Consider the following 14,292-nt stretch of genomic DNA (forward strand, 5'->3'; position numbering starts at 1 on the left):
CCGGGCCGCCGGTGGGCGGGCGGCGCGGGTCAGGGGTGGCCCGGCACGTCCCGGACGGCGCGACCCCGGGGGCACGCCCGCCGGGGCGGGCGCCCCGGGGGCGGTCAGGGGCGTGGGCGGGGCGGCCGGCCCGTCAGAGGGACGGGCGGGCGTCCGCCGGCCGGCTCAGAGAGCCGGACAGGGACAGCCGCGCAGCGACGCGCGACAGGCCCCGGCCGGGGCGAACGGTGCGGCCGGGACGACGACGGGGTGACCGACGGCCACCGGGGCGGTGGCCCGGTGCGCAGCGGCGGAGGTCCTCGTCATGGCCCCGACGGTAGGCGAGCGTCCACGCCTCGTCCAACAGCGTTCCTGCATGTGGACTCATCACGGGACGTGATGGGTCGCGACGGGCCCGCCCGGCGGGCAGGGTGGCGCCATGGCCGCACCCGTCACCACCACCCGCCCGGAGCTCCTCGGCACCCTCGGCGCCGTCGCCTCCAGCCACTGGCTCGCGTCCGCCTCCGGCATGTCGGTGCTCGAGCGCGGGGGCAACGCGTTCGACGCGGCGGTGTGCGCCGGTCTCGTCCTGCACGTCGTGGAGCCCCACCTCAACGGGCTCGGCGGGGACGTGCCCGTGGTCGCGTGCCGGGCCGGCGGCGAGCCGTTCGTCGTCTGCGGGCAGGGCACCTCCCCCGCCGCCGCCACCCCCGCGGCCTTCGCGGCGCTGGGGCTCGACGTCGTGCCCGGCACGGGCCACCTGCCCGCGGTGGTGCCCGGCGCGTTCGGCACGTGGATGGACCTGCTCGCCCGGTACGGGACGTGGACGGTGGCGGACGTCGTCGCCCCGGCCCTGGGCTACGCGCGGCACGGCCACCCCCTGCTGCCCGCCGCCGCGGCGACCATCGGCCGGGTCGCGGGCCTCTTCCGCGACCACTGGCCCACCTCCGCCGCCGTCTGGCTGCCGCACGGGCAGGTGCCGGCCGCCGGCGCGCTGCTGCGCAACCCCGACCTCGCCGCGACGCTCGAGCGCCTCGTCGCCGCCGCCGACGCCTACGCCGACCGCGAGCGCGGCATCGAGGCGGCCCGCGCTGCCTTCTACGAGGGCTCCGTCGCCGAGGCGGTCGAGCGGCACGTGGCCGAGCCCGTCCTCGACTCCTCCGGCCGGGCGCACCGCGGGCTGCTGACGGCCGAGGACCTCGCGGGGTGGCGTGTGCGCGAGGAGGCGCCGGCGACGACGACGTTCGCCGGCCGGACGGTCGCGAAGACGGGTCCCTGGGGCCAGGGGCCCGTGCTGCTGCAGCAGCTGCGCCTGCTCGAGGGCATGGACCTGGCCGACACCCGGCCCGGCAGCGCCGAGCTCGTGCACGCCGTCGTCGAGTCCGCCAAGCTCGCGCTCGCCGACCGGGACGCCTGGTACGGCGACCCGGACCACGCCGACGTCCCGCTGGGGGCGCTCCTGTCGCCCGCCTACACCGACGGTCGGCGTGCGCTCGTCGGCGCTCAGGCCGCCGACGGGCTGCGGCCGGGGTCGCCGGACGGGCGGGACCCGCGGCTGCCCGCGCTCGTCACGGAGGCGCTCGCGGGAGGCACGGACGGTACGGGTGACGACGGCGGGTCCCGGGGGCCGCGGGGCGCCGCCGCGTCCGGCCTCGTCGCGGGTTCGGGCGAGCCGACCTTCGCGGCCGGGACGGGCGAGCCGACCTTCGCGGCGGCGCCGGCGGAGGACACCGGCGGCGCGACGGGCGACGGCACGGGGGGCGGCACCGAGGAGGGTGGCGAGGACGGTACCGGGCACGGCATCGGGCACGGCAACGGGCAGGACGCGGGTGCGGGGGCCGTGGACGGCACCGTCGAGGCGTCGGGGCGCACCCGGGGCGACACCTGCCACCTCGACGTCGTGGACCGGTGGGGCAACGTCGTCGCGGTGACGCCCAGCGGGGGGTGGCTCCAGAGCTCGCCGACGGTCCCCGGCCTCGGCTTCTCCCTGCCCACCCGCGGGCAGATGTTCTGGCTCGAGCCCGGGCTGCCGAGCTCCCTGGGCCCGCGCCGCCGCCCGCGCACGACCCTGAGCCCGACCCTCGTGCTGCGCGACGGGGTCCCCGAGCTCGCCTGCGGCACCCCCGGCGGCGACCAGCAGGACCAGTGGCAGGTGCCGTTCCTGCTGAACCACCTCGTGTACGGCATGGACCTCCAGGCGGCGATCGACGCGCCGTCCTGGCACACGACGCACCTCGTCTCGTCCTTCGAGCCCCGTGTGGTGCACCGCCTGGGCCTGCACGCGGAGGAGCGGCTCGGCGCGGGGGTGCTCGACGAGCTGCGCCGCCGCGGCCACCGCGTCACCGCGACCGGCCCGTGGTCGCTCGGTCGGCTCAGCGCGGCGGGCACCCGCCCCGACGGCGTCGTGCGCGCCGCCGCGACCTCCCGCGGGATGCAGGCGTACGCCGTCGCGCGCTGACCCCCGACGCCCTGCGGCACGGCGCCGACCCGCCCCGGACGTCGCCGCCGGGCGGTACGGTCGCGCACGTCGCCGGTCCCCCGTCCGCCGCGACGAGCTGCCCGTCCGACCGCTTCCCCGGGAGCCCGCCATGACCGCCCCAGGCTCCGCCACCGGCCCCGCCACCCCCGTCCGCGCGGCCGTGCCGACGCCGCCCGCGCTCCGTCGTGCGCCGGACCCCCGTCGCCCCCCGCGGTGGCTGCCGCGCGCGCTGGTCATGGCGGTCGTCACGGTGTTCGTCGGGATCTCGGTCTGGCGCGCGATCGGGCAGCTCGGGAACGTCCTGACGATCGTCGTCATCGCCTGGTTCCTCGCCCTGGCGATGGAGCCGCTCATCGTGTGGCTCGTGCACCACCGGTGGCGCCGCGGGCTGGCCACCGGCGCCGTCATGTTCGGCTCCCTCGTGCTCGTCGCCGGGGTCCTCACGCTCTTCGGCGGGCTCTTCGTCGAGCAGCTCGTCGCGCTCGTGCAGTCCCTCCCCGCGCTCTACGCGGACCTCGTCGACCTCGCGGACGACCGCTTCGGCCTCGACCTGCCACCGGTGGACGAGCTCCTCACGACGGTGGCGGGCAACTGGCAGACCTTCACCCCGAGCCTGCTGGGCCTGGGCACGTCGCTGGCCGGCGGCCTCTTCACCGCCACGGCCGTCCTGCTCGTCACGTACTACATGGCCGCCGCGGGGCCGCGCTTCCGGGCGGCGGTCTGCCGGTACTTCGCCCCGGCCCGGCAGCGCGAGGTGCTGCGGGTGTGGGAGGTGTCGCAGGAGAAGGTCGCCGGCTTCCTCAGCTCCCGCATCCTGCTGGCCGTGTTCTCCAGCGTGGCGACCTTCGTCGTGCTCACGGTCCTGAAGGTGCCCTACGCCGTGCCGATGGCGGTCTTCACCGGGCTCGTCTCGCAGTTCGTTCCCACGATCGGCACGTACATCGGCGGCGCGCTGCCGGTGCTCGTCGCGCTGACGGTCTCGCCCGTCGCGGCGCTCGTCGTCGTCGTGTTCATCGTGGCCTACCAGCAGGTGGAGAACCTCGTGCTGTCGCCGCGGGTGTCCCAGCGCTCGCTGGAGCTGCACCCCGCGATGGCGTTCCTCGCGGTGCTCGCGTTCGGGGCCGTGTTCGGGGCGCTCGGCGCGTTCCTGTCGCTGCCCGTCGCCGCGACCATCCAGGCCGCGTCCTCCACGTACGTGCGCCGCCACGAGTTCGTCGACCCCGCCCTCCTCGAGGAGGACGCGGGCGGCGCGGTCGCCGTGGCCGCCCCGGCCGCCGACGAGCAGACCGGCACGACGACCGGCACGACGACCGGCACCGGCTCGGGCGCGACGCCCGCGCCGGCCTAGCCGTAGAAGAGCCGCTGCACCACGGCCCGGGCACGCCGGGCGGTGCGCAGGTAGTCGTCCTCGAGCCGCGTGCCCGAGGCCGGCGGCAGGCCGCACACCCGGGCCAGGCCGCCGAGCGCCCCGTGGTCGTGCGGCAGGACGTCCGCGTGCGCCGCCTCCGCGCGCCCCGACCACAGCACGTTCGCGTCCCGCAGCCGGGACGCGAGCTCCCAGGCCTCGACGAGCATCCGCTCGTCCTCCTCCTCGAGCAGCCCGGCCTCGCGGGCGGCCGCGAGCGCGCCGCAGGTGCTGGTGGTCCGCAGCGCCGGGACGGCGTGCGCGTGCTGGAGCTGGAGCAGCTGCGCGGTCCACTCCACGTCGGCGATGCCGCCGCGGCCGAGCTTGAGGTGGCGGGCGGGGTCGACGCCCCTGGGCAGCCGCTCGGCCTCCACCCGGGCCTTGATGCGCCGGATCTCCCGCAGGTGCCCCGCGTCGAGGCCGCCCTGCGGGTACCGCACGGGGTCGACGAGGGCGACGAAGCGCCGCCCCAGGTCCTCGTCGCCGGCGAGCGGGCGGGCCCGCAGCAGGGCCTGCGCCTCCCACGGCGCGGACCAGCGGCCGTAGTACTCGGCGTAGGAGCGGAAGGAGCGCACGAGCGGGCCGTTGCGCCCCTCGGGCCGCAGGTCGGCGTCAACCGGCAGCGCCGGCTCGGGCCCCATGGAGCCCACCAGCGTGCGCAGCCGGGTCGCTGCCAGGAGCGCGAACGCCTGCGCCGCGGCCTCGTCCTCGCCCGTCGGCTCGTGGACGAACAGGACGTCCGCGTCCGAGGAGTACCCCATCTCCTGCCCGCCGAGCCGGCCCATGGCGACGAGGAGCAGCCGTGCCGGGTCGTCCTCGGGCCCGCCGAGGCCGAGCTCGGCCCGCGCGGCGGCGCGCGCCACCCGCAGCGCGCCGGTGAGCAGCACGTCGGCCGCGGCGGTGATGGCGGGGGCCGCGGTCGCGCCCGGGAGCGTGCCGAGGACCTCGGCCGCTCCGGCCCGCGTGAGCTCGCGGCGCCGCAGCGCGCGCAGGGCGGTGACGGCGGCCTCGGGGACGGTCGCCCGCGACAGCACGGCGTCGGCCTCCGCGGCGAGGCGCTCCGTGCGCGGCGCCAGGTCGCCGTCCTGCCCGAGCCACGCGACGGACTCGGGCGAGCGGGCCAGGCCGTCGGCGACGTACCGGGAGGTCGAGAGCACCTGCGCGAGGCGCTGCGCCGCGCTGCCGGAGTCGCGCAGCATCTTGAGGTACCAGTGCGTGCCGCCGAGCTCCTCCGACAGCCGCCGGAAGGCGAGCAGCCCGCCGTCGGGGTCCGGCCCGTCGGCGAACCACCCGATCATCACCGGCAGCAGCTGGCGCTGGATCGCCGCCCGCCGCGAGACGCCCTCCGACAGCGCCGCGATGTGCCGCTGCGCCCCGACGGGGTCGCGGTAGCCCACGGCGGCCAGCCGCTCGCGCGCGGCCTCCGGCGCCAGGGTCACGTCCGCGGTGGACAGGCGCGCCGTCGCCGGGAGCAGCGGGCGGTAGAAGAGCTCCTCGTGCAGCCGCCGCACGTCGCGCCGCACCTCGCGCCAGCGCTCGAGCAGCCCCTCGGCGCCCTCCGCCCGCATCCCGACGGACCGCGCCAGGCGCTGCAGGTCCCCCGTCGACGTGGGCATGAGGTGGGTGCGGCGCAGCCGGAAGAGCTGGAGCCGGTGCTCGAGCACGCGCAGGAACCGGTAGCAGACGGCGAGGCGTGCGGCGTGGTCGCGGCCGACGTAGCCCCCGGCGGCGAGGTCGGCGAGCGCCGTGAGGGTGCTGCCGCTGCGGATCGCGGGGTCGGTGCGGCCGTGCACGAGCTGGAGCAGCTGGACGGTGAACTCCACGTCGCGCAGGCCGCCGGCCGCGAGCTTGATCTGCCGGTCGGCCTCCGCGCGCGGGATGTGCGCCTCGACGCGGCGCCGCATGGCCTGGGAGTCCTCGACGAAGTGGTCGCGCTGGGTGGCCGACCACACGAGCGGCGAGACGACGGCGGAGTAGGCCTCGCCCAGGGCGCGGTCGCCCGCCAGCGGCCGGGCCTTGAGCAGCGCCTGGAACTCCCACGACTTCGCCCACCGGTCGTAGTAGGCGGCGTGCGAGGCCAGGGTGCGCACGAGCGGCCCGTTCTTGCCCTCGGGTCGCAGGGCGGCGTCGACCGGCCACAGCTCGGGCTCCCCCGAGGGCACGGAGCAGACCCGGGCGAGGCCGGCGGCCAGCCGCGCGCCGGCCACCAGCGCGGCGTCCTCGTCGACCCCCTCGACGGGCTCGGCGACGTAGACGACGTCCACGTCGGACACGTAGTTCAGCTCGCGGCCGCCCGCCTTGCCCATGCCGATGACGGCGAGCCGGACGCCCCGGCCGTGGTCTTCCAGGTCGGCGCGGGCCACCGCGAGCGCGCCCTCCAGGGCCGCCCCGGCGAGGTCGGCGAGCGCGGCGGCCACGGCCGGCAGGGGCGTGAGCAGGTCCGGGCCCGTGACGTCCGTGGCGGCGATGCGCAGCAGGCGGCGGCGGTAGCCCAGCCGGAGGGCGTCGACGCCGGCCGCCCCGGCGAGCCCCGCCACCGGCACCTCGGCCGCCGGGTCGGCGCCGACGGCCGCGAGCAGCTCGGCGCGGACGGCCTCGCGCGGCACGCCCGTGCCGGGGCTCGCGTCCTCGAGCAGCCCGAGCTCGCCGGGGTGGGCGACGAGCCAGTCCCCCAGAGCCGCCGAGGCGCCGAGGACCCCCAGGAGTCTGCGGCGCGGGGCCTCGTCGTGCGCGAGGACGGCGGCCAGGCGACGCCGGCCGGCCCGGTCCTCCGCCGCCGTCCCGGCGAGCTTGACCAGCGAGAGCAGCGCCTGGTCCGGGTCCGCGACCTCCGTCAGCGCGGCCGGCAGCCAGTCCCCCGGCTCCGGCAGCACCGGGGCCAGCGCCTCGTCGTCGAGCAGGCGCAGCGCGCGCGGGGTGTCCACCACGCCCGCCCGGGACAGCCGGGCGGCGAGGCTGCTGCCCCGTCCCGAGGAGACCGCGCTCACCGCGCCGGCCCCTCCCCGTCCCGCCCGGCCGCCCGTCGGCTCACAGGCTCGGCAGGAAGCGCCCGAGCTCGTAGGGCGTCACCTGCGCGCTGTAGTCGCGCCACTCCTGCTTCTTGTTGCGCAGGAAGTAGTCGAAGACGTGCTCGCCCAGGATCTCCGCGACGAGCTCGGAGCGCTCCATGACGTCGATGGCCTGCTCCAGGTCGCCCGGCAGGGGCTCGATGCCCATCGCGCGGCGCTCGCCGTCCGTGAGCTCCCACACGTCGTCCTCGGCGCCGTCGGGCAGGGCGTAGCCCTCCTCGACGCCCTTCAGCCCGGCGCCGAGCAGCACGGCGAAGGCGAGGTAGGGGTTGATGGCCGAGTCCATGCCGCGGAACTCGATGCGGCTGGAGTTGCCCTTGCCCGGCTTGTACAGGGGCACGCGCACGAGCGCGGAGCGGTTGTTGTGCCCCCAGCAGACGTAGGAGGGCGCCTCGCTGCCGCCCCACAGCCGCTTGTAGGAGTTCGTGAACTGGTTCGTCACCGCGGTGATCTCGGCGGCGTGCTTGAGCAGGCCGGCGATGAACGACCGGCCCACCTTCGACAGCTCGAGGTCGTTGCCCGGCTCGTGGAACGCGTTGCGGTCGCCCTCGAAGAGCGAGACGTGGGTGTGCATGCCGGAGCCGGGCTGGTTGGCCAGCGGCTTGGGCATGAAGGAGGCGAACACGCCCTGCTCGAGCGCGACCTCCTTCACCACCGTCCGGAAGGTCATGATGTTGTCGGCCGTCGACAGCGCGTCGGCGTAGCGCAGGTCGATCTCGTTCTGGCCCGGGCCCGCCTCGTGGTGGGAGAACTCCACCGAGATGCCCATGGACTCGAGCATCGTGATGACGGCGCGCCGGAAGTCGTGGGCGGTGCCGCGCGGGACGTGGTCGAAGTACCCGCCCTGGTCGACCGGGACCAGGGGCCGCGACGGGTCGGCGGGCGCCTCGAACAGGTAGAACTCGACCTCGGGGTGCGTGTAGAAGGTGAAGCCCGCGTCGCTGGCCTTCGTCAGCGCCCGCTTGAGCACCTGGCGCGAGTCGGCCGTGGACGGCTCCCCGTCCGGGTTGAGCAGGTCGCAGAACATGCTGGCTGTGCCGTGCCGCTCCCCGCGCCAGGGCAGCACCTGGAACGTCGTGGGGTCGGGGCGCGCGATCATGTCGGCCTCGTACACCCGGGTGAGGCCCTCGATGGCGCTGCCGTCGAAGCCGATCCCCTCCGCGAACGCCGACTCGAGCTCGGCCGGGGCGATCGCCACCGACTTCAGCACCCCGAGCACGTCGGTGAACCAGAGGCGGATGAAGCGGATGTCGCGCTCCTCGACCGCGCGGAGCACGAACTCCTGCTGCCTGTCCATGGGCCCATCCTGCCCGATCGGCGGCCGGTCGGGGTCCATGGCTAGGCTCGCGCCATGGCTGGACTGAGGATCGCCCTGGCCCAGGTCGACACGTGGCTCGGGGACCTCTCCCGCAACGCCGCCACCGTGCTGGACGCCTGCCGCGCCGCAGCAGGCGCCGGCGCCCGGCTCGTCGTCCTGCCCGAGATGGCGATGACGGGCTACCCCGTGGAGGACCTGGCGCTGCGCCGCTCCTTCCGCGCCGCCACCGCGGCCGCCGTGGACGCCCTCGCCGCGCGCCTGGCCGACGAGGGGCTGGGCGACCTCGTCGTGGTGCTGGGGACCATCGGCGAGCGCACGGCGCAGGAGCACGAGGACGCCCCCGCGCGGCCGACGAACCAGGCGGCCGTGCTCCAGGGCGGGGCGGTGCGGCACCGGTACGACAAGCACCACCTGCCCAACTACGGCGTGTTCGACGAGTTCCGCGTCTTCACCCCGGGCGACGCCGACTGCGTCCTCGAGGTCGACGGGCGCCGGGTCGGCGTCGTGATCTGCGAGGACATCTGGCAGGAGGGCGGCCCGGTGGCGCGCCTGGCCGAGCGCGACCTCGACGTGCTCGTCGTGCCGAACGCCTCGCCCTTCGAGGAGGGCAAGACCGACGTGCGCACCGCCCTGGCGGCGCGGCGGGCGGTCCAGGTCGGCGCGCCGCTGGTCTACACGAACCTCGTCGGCGGCCAGGACGACCTCGTCTTCGACGGCGGGTCCTTCGTCGTCGGCCCCGACGGCACCACGCTCGCCTCCGCGCCGCAGTTCGTCGAGCACCTGCTCGTCTGGGACCTGCCCGAGCGCGGCGAGCCCCTCGCCCCCGGCCCGCAGGTGCCGGACCTGACCCCCGACGAGGCCGTCTACCGCGCGCTCGTCACGGGCCTGGCCGGCTACGTGGAGAAGAACGGCTTCCGCTCCGTGGTGCTCGGCATGTCGGGCGGCATCGACTCCGCGCTCGTCGCGGCGATCGCCGCGGACGCCCTCGGCGGGGAGCGCGTCGTCGGCGTGTCCATGCCGTCCGTCTACTCCTCGGGGCACAGCAAGGACGACGCCGCGGACCTGGCCGCGCGCCTCGGCGCCGACTACCGCGTGCAGCCGATCGCCCCCATGGTCGACGCCTTCCTCGGCGAGCTGCCCCTCGACGGTCTGGCCGAGGAGAACCTCCAGGCCCGCGTGCGCGGCGTGCTGCTCATGGCCCTGTCGAACCAGGAGGGGCACCTCGTGCTGGCGACGGGCAACAAGACCGAGCTCGCGGTGGGCTACTCGACGATCTACGGCGACGCCGTCGGCGGCTACGCGCCCCTGAAGGACGTCGACAAGTCGCGGGTGTGGGCGCTGTCGCGGTGGCGCAACACCGCGGCCGTCGAGGGGCGGTTCGGGACGTCGACCGTCCCGCCGATCCCCGAGTCCAGCATCACGAAGCCGCCGTCCGCGGAGCTGCGCCCGGGGCAGGTGGACCAGGACTCGCTGCCGCCCTACGACGTGCTCGACCGGCTGCTCGACGCCTACGTGGAGCACGCGGAGGGCCGCGACGAGCTGCTCGCCCGTGGCTTCGAGGCGGACCTGGTCGACCGCGTCCTGACGATGGTCGACCGCGCGGAGTGGAAGCGGCGCCAGTACCCCTTGGGGCCGAAGGTGACGGCCCTGGCGTTCGGCCGGGACCGCAGGCTGCCGATGACGACCCGGTGGCGGGAGGAGATGGGCCGATGAGCACCCCGGCACCGGGCACGGCAGGAGGGGCGTCGGCGGACGCGGCGGGCGGTCGGACGGGCACGGGCGGCGTGGGCGGCGTGGGCGATGTAGCCGGCACGCCCGGCACGGCCGGCGCGGCGGCCTCGCGCCGGCGGCGGGTGCGGGTCCACCACCTGCAGGAGGCGAAGGCCGCGGGGCGGCGGCTGGCCATGCTCACCGCCTACGACGCCGTGACGGCGCGGATCTTCGACGAGGCCGGCGTCGACCTGCTGCTCGTCGGCGACTCCATCGGCAACACGATGCACGGGCAGGCGACCACGCTGCCGGTGACCCTCGACGAGATGGTCGTGGCGGCCCGGTCCGTGGTGCGGGGCGCGCGGTACGCGCTCGTCGTCGCCGACCTGCCCTTCGGCACCTACGAGGCCGGCCCCGAGCAGGCGCTGGCCAGCGGGGTGCGGATGCTCAAGGAGTCCGGCGCCGCCGCCGTGAAGATCGAGGGCGGCCGGCGGATCGTGCCGCAGGTGCGCGCGCTGTCCGACGCCGGCATCCCGGTCGTCGGGCACCTGGGCTACACGCCGCAGTCCGAGCACCGGCTCGGCGGGCCGCGCGTGCAGGGGCGCGGCGACGAGGCGGCCGACCGCCTCACCACCGATGCCGTCGCGCTCCAGGAGGCCGGCGCCGTGGCCGTGGTGCTCGAGATGGTGCCCGCGCCGGTCGCCGAGCGGGTCACGGAGGTGCTGGCGGTCCCCACGATCGGCATCGGTGCCGGCGCCGGCTGCGACGGCCAGGTGCTCGTGTGGGTCGACATGGCGGGCATGGGCGAGTGGAGCCCGCGGTTCGCGCGCCGCTTCGGCGAGGTCGGCGCGGCCCTCACCGCCGCCGCCTCCGGCTACGCCGCCGCCGTGCGGGACGGCTCGTTCCCCGCCGCCGAGCACACCTTCGACGCGTGAGCCCCGTCGCGGCGCGGGTGGCCGAGGGCGCGGTCGGCGTCGCCGTCGGCTCCGCGCTCGTCGCGCAGGCCGCCGGCGCGTCCGGCGCCCGCACCGGCGTCGCGCACGCCCTGGCCTTCCGGCGGGTCCTCGCCGCGGGCTGCGTCCTCACGGGGGCCGGCCTGCTCCGGCTGGGCCGGGGCGGGTCGCGACCCCTGCCGGCCGCGCTGGGCAGCGCCCTGCTCGCGGCCGCCGCCGCCCACGGGGTGGTGCTCGCCGCCCGCGCCCGGCCGCTGCCGGGCCACCGCCGGGTCGGAGGGCGTCCGCCGCGTCCGGGGGATCCCACGCCCCACCCGACCGGCGACCGGCCGCTCCTCCGGGGCGCCGAGCCCGCCGTCGGCCCGACGGCCGCCACCCCGGGGGCCTCCCACCCGGCCGGGGTCGCCTCCCGCCCTGCCGTGGTCACGGTGATGACCTTCAACACCTTGGCGCTCGTCGAGCCCGTGACGCTGGTGCGCCTCGTCGAACGGCACGGGCCCGACGTCCTCGTGCTGCCCGAGACGGGGGCGGGCACGGCCCGCCGGACGGCGGAGCTCCTCGCGACGCGGGACCGCCCCTACCGCTGGTTCGCTGCCGGCGGGCCGGGCGCGCTGTCCACCGCCCTGCTGCTCGCCGAGCACCTCGGCGACTACACGGTGACCGAGCTGGACCCGCCGACCCGGATGGGCACGCTCGTCGCCCGGGCCGTGGACCCGTCCTCCCCGCTGCCCGTGGTCGTCGCCGCGCACCCCGAGGCCCCGGGCGCCCTGCGCCTCATGGATCGCTGGCGCTCCGAGGGCGAGCGGCTCGTGGCGGCGGTCAAGGCCGAGCCGGGCCTGGTCCTCGCGGGCGACCTCAACGCGACCCTCGACCACCCCTGGCTGCGCCGCCCCGGGCCTGCGGTGGACGCGGCCCGCGCGGTGGGGCACGGCGACCACGGCACGTGGCCGGCCGCCGTGCCCTCGGCGGTGAGCACCCCGATCGACCACGTCCTCGTCGACACCCGCGCCTGGCGGGTCGTCGAGCACCGCGTGCTGCCGGCCACGGGCCGCTCGGACCACCGTCCGGTGCTCGTGCGGATCACGCCCCGGGCCGTCGACGCGGCCCCCGAGCCACGCGCGGTGCCCTGAGGTCCCGTCGTCCGTCGTGACGCCCGGCCGTCGCGACCCGGATCCGGCCGGGGCCGACGCGCGGGACCCCGGTCGTCAGTCGTCCTCGGCGTCCTGCGCGTCCCAGGCCCGGCTGCGGGCGTCGGCCTTCGCCAGCGCCTGCTCCGCCTCCTCGCGCGAGCCGTACGGACCCATGAGGTTGGACCAGTCGCTCTGCCGGCCCTCCTCGACCTGCCGCGTCTGCGTGTTGAACCAGTAGTCGCCGGCCATCGCGTCCTCCTCCTCGCCCGGGCGGCCGCAGCCCCGCAGGTCAGGTGGACCTGCGGGCGACCCCCGCCGCTCCCTAGACTGCCAGCCATGCCACCGGTCCACACGTCGCGGGCACCGCTCGCCCCCGGCCGGGTGTCCCCCCGCCGCGAGGTCCCGCGGGAGATCGCCCGCCCCGAGTACGTCGGCCGCCCCGGCCCGCAACCCTGGACGGGGTCGGACGTCCTGGACGAGGCCACGGTCGCGGCCGTCCGGGTCGCCTCCCGGCTCGCGGCGCAGGCGCTCGCCGAGGTGGGCCGCCACGTCGCCCCGGGCGTCACCACGGACGAGCTCGACGCCGTCGGCCACGCGTTCCTCGTCGAGCGCGGCGCCTACCCCTCGACCCTGGGCTACCGCGGCTTCCCCAAGTCGCTGTGCACCTCGGTGAACGAGGCGATCTGCCACGGCATCCCCGACTCGCGGCCCCTCGAGGACGGTGACCTCGTCAACGTCGACATCACCGCCTTCGTGGGCGGCGTCCACGGCGACACGAACGCCACGTTCCTCGTCGGCGACGTCGACGAGGAGTCGCGGCTGCTCGTCGAGCGGACGCAGGAGTCCCTCCGGCGGGCCGTCTCCGCCGTCCGCCCCGGCCGTGAGGTGAACGTCATCGGCCGCGTCATCGAGCGGTACGCGGCGCGGTTCGGCTACGGCGTCGTCCGCGACTACACCGGCCACGGCGTCGGGCCCGCGTTCCACACCGGCCTGGTCATCCCCCACTACGACGCCGCGCCCGCGTACGACCGGCTCATCGAGCCGGGGATGGTCTTCACCATCGAGCCGATGCTCAACCTCGGCACCCCCGACTGGCGCATGTGGGACGACGGCTGGACCGTGGTCACCGCGGACGGGCGCCGCAGCGCGCAGTTCGAGCACACCCTGCTGGTCACCGAGGACGGGGCGGAGGTCCTGACGCAGCCATGAGCAAGGACAAGAAGAAGCACGACGAGAAGGCCGACGACAAGCACGCGGACAAGCGGGGCAAGAAGCAGGGCGGCGAGGGCGAGGGCGACAAGCACAGCCGCACCTCCCTCGACCGGGCCACCGTGCCGCCGACGCGCGCCTTCGGCGTCGACATCGGCGGCAGCGGCATCAAGGGTGCACCCGTCGACGTCGCCTCCGGGCTCTTCTCCCAGGAGCGCGTCCGGATCCCGACGCCGCAGCCCGCGACGCCCGACGCCGTCGCGCGCACCGTGGCCGACGTCGTCAACTCCTTCGAGCTGCCGACCGACGTGCCGCTGGGCGTGACCTTCCCCGCCGTGATCCTCCACGGCGTCGCCCAGTCCGCGGCCAACGTCGACAAGTCGTGGATCGGCACCGACGTGGAGCGGGTGGTCGGCGCGGCGACGGGCCGGCAGGTCCTCGCGGTCAACGACGCGGACGCCGCGGGCTTCGCCGAGGTGCAGCACGGCGCCGCCAAGGACGTGCGCGGCGTCGTCCTCGTCGCCACCCTCGGGACGGGCATCGGATCCGCGCTGTTCGTCGACGGCCGGCTCGTGCCGAACACCGAGCTCGGGCACCTCGAGATCGACGGCCACGACGCGGAGACCCAGGCCGCCGACAGTGCGCGGGAGCGCGACGACCTGGACTGGGAGCAGTGGGCGAAGCGCCTGCAGCGCTACTTCTCCGTCGTCGAGAACCTGCTCTGGCCGGACCTCATCGTGGTCGGGGGCGGGGTCAGCAAGAAGCACGAGAGCTTCCTGCCGCTGCTCGACCTGCGGACCCGCATCGTCCCCGCGGCCCTGCGCAACGACGCCGGCATCATCGGCGCCGCCGCCCTCGCCGCCCAGGTGCACGAGTAGCGAGCGGCCGCTCCCCACGATCGCGCGACCGCCCCGCCCCTGCGCCATCCCGGCGAGGGGCGGGGGCGGGGGGCGTGTGCCTCTGACCCCCGGCGGTGCGCCGGCGCCTCCTGCCCGCCGCCCGGGGCTCGTGCCCGCCTGGCGGTACCGGCGACGGGCTCTC

General features: G+C 76.6%; 10 protein-coding genes. 7 read left to right on the top strand and 3 right to left on the bottom strand.

Annotated elements, in window-relative coordinates; genetic code table 11:
* Positions 1-418: 418 nt before the first annotated feature.
* Together EJA20_RS19445 and EJA20_RS08635 are read left to right on the top strand one after the other, a co-directional pair.
* Positions 419-2,437, top strand: coding sequence for a gamma-glutamyltransferase family protein (locus EJA20_RS19445; protein WP_240675245.1), 2,019 nt, complete (start codon positions 419-421; stop codon positions 2,435-2,437).
* Between the two features lie 130 nt (positions 2,438-2,567).
* On the top strand, positions 2,568-3,806 hold the full coding sequence (locus tag EJA20_RS08635; RefSeq protein ID WP_129337754.1) for an AI-2E family transporter: 1,239 nt from the start codon (positions 2,568-2,570) through the stop codon (positions 3,804-3,806).
* Here EJA20_RS08635 and EJA20_RS08640 read toward each other — a convergent pair.
* Positions 3,803-6,850, bottom strand: a complete 3,048-nt coding sequence (locus EJA20_RS08640; RefSeq protein WP_129337755.1) for a bifunctional [glutamine synthetase] adenylyltransferase/[glutamine synthetase]-adenylyl-L-tyrosine phosphorylase — start codon at positions 6,848-6,850, stop codon at positions 3,803-3,805. The genes EJA20_RS08635 and EJA20_RS08640 overlap by 4 nt on opposite strands.
* A 40-nt stretch (positions 6,851-6,890) precedes the next feature.
* Positions 6,891-8,228 carry a type I glutamate--ammonia ligase gene (glnA, locus tag EJA20_RS08645; protein ID WP_129337756.1) on the bottom strand — a complete coding sequence of 446 codons (1,338 nt, stop codon included), beginning with the start codon at positions 8,226-8,228 and terminating at the stop codon, positions 6,891-6,893.
* 54 nt (positions 8,229-8,282) lie between these two features.
* Here glnA and EJA20_RS08650 point away from each other — a divergent pair, with 54 nt between their 5' ends.
* The 3 genes from EJA20_RS08650 to EJA20_RS08660 are packed head-to-tail and all read left to right on the top strand — an operon-like array spanning position 8,283 to position 12,042.
* A complete protein-coding gene (locus EJA20_RS08650; RefSeq protein WP_129337757.1) occupies positions 8,283-9,962 on the top strand; it encodes an NAD+ synthase in 1,680 nt (559 codons plus the stop codon).
* Positions 9,959-10,894, top strand: a complete 936-nt coding sequence (panB, locus tag EJA20_RS08655) for a 3-methyl-2-oxobutanoate hydroxymethyltransferase (protein ID WP_129337758.1) — start codon at positions 9,959-9,961, stop codon at positions 10,892-10,894. Before EJA20_RS08650 ends, panB begins: the two co-directional genes overlap by 4 nt.
* A complete protein-coding gene (locus EJA20_RS08660; RefSeq protein ID WP_129337759.1) occupies positions 10,891-12,042 on the top strand; it encodes an endonuclease/exonuclease/phosphatase family protein in 1,152 nt (383 codons plus the stop codon). Before panB ends, EJA20_RS08660 begins: the two co-directional genes overlap by 4 nt.
* Before the next feature lie 75 nt (positions 12,043-12,117).
* Here the strand turns inward: EJA20_RS08660 and EJA20_RS08665 are convergent, their stop codons facing one another.
* Positions 12,118-12,291: an SPOR domain-containing protein gene (locus tag EJA20_RS08665; protein ID WP_129337760.1), complete on the bottom strand. Its 174-nt coding sequence runs from the start codon at positions 12,289-12,291 to the stop codon at positions 12,118-12,120.
* An 87-nt stretch (positions 12,292-12,378) separates the two neighbouring features.
* On the opposite strand from EJA20_RS08665, the gene map reads away from it, so the two are divergent.
* Together map and ppgK are read left to right on the top strand one after the other, a co-directional pair.
* Positions 12,379-13,251, top strand: coding sequence for a type I methionyl aminopeptidase (map, locus tag EJA20_RS08670; RefSeq protein WP_129337761.1), 873 nt, complete (start codon positions 12,379-12,381; stop codon positions 13,249-13,251).
* Positions 13,248-14,129, top strand: coding sequence for a polyphosphate--glucose phosphotransferase (ppgK, locus tag EJA20_RS08675; protein WP_129337762.1), 882 nt, complete (start codon positions 13,248-13,250; stop codon positions 14,127-14,129). Before map ends, ppgK begins: the two co-directional genes overlap by 4 nt.
* The last annotated feature ends 163 nt before the right edge of the window (positions 14,130-14,292 follow it).

The organism is Cellulomonas endophytica, from assembly GCF_004123805.1.
GTDB classification, from domain to species: Bacteria; Actinomycetota; Actinomycetes; order Actinomycetales; family Cellulomonadaceae; genus Cellulomonas; species Cellulomonas endophytica.

Bases quoted from the DNA above. Each gene is read 5' to 3' on its own strand.
- EJA20_RS08635 (WP_129337754.1), top strand. From the start codon at position 2,568: ATGACCGCCCCAGGCTCCGCCACCGGCCCCGCCACCCCCGTCCGCGCG.
- ppgK (WP_129337762.1), top strand. From the start codon at position 13,248: ATGAGCAAGGACAAGAAGAAGCACGACGAGAAGGCCGACGACAAGCAC.
- EJA20_RS08650 (WP_129337757.1), top strand. From the start codon at position 8,283: ATGGCTGGACTGAGGATCGCCCTGGCCCAGGTCGACACGTGGCTCGGG.
- EJA20_RS08665 (WP_129337760.1), bottom strand. From the start codon at position 12,291: ATGGCCGGCGACTACTGGTTCAACACGCAGACGCGGCAGGTCGAGGAG.
- EJA20_RS19445 (WP_240675245.1), top strand. From the start codon at position 419: ATGGCCGCACCCGTCACCACCACCCGCCCGGAGCTCCTCGGCACCCTC.
- glnA (WP_129337756.1), bottom strand. From the start codon at position 8,228: ATGGACAGGCAGCAGGAGTTCGTGCTCCGCGCGGTCGAGGAGCGCGAC.
- panB (WP_129337758.1), top strand. From the start codon at position 9,959: ATGAGCACCCCGGCACCGGGCACGGCAGGAGGGGCGTCGGCGGACGCG.
- map (WP_129337761.1), top strand. From the start codon at position 12,379: ATGCCACCGGTCCACACGTCGCGGGCACCGCTCGCCCCCGGCCGGGTG.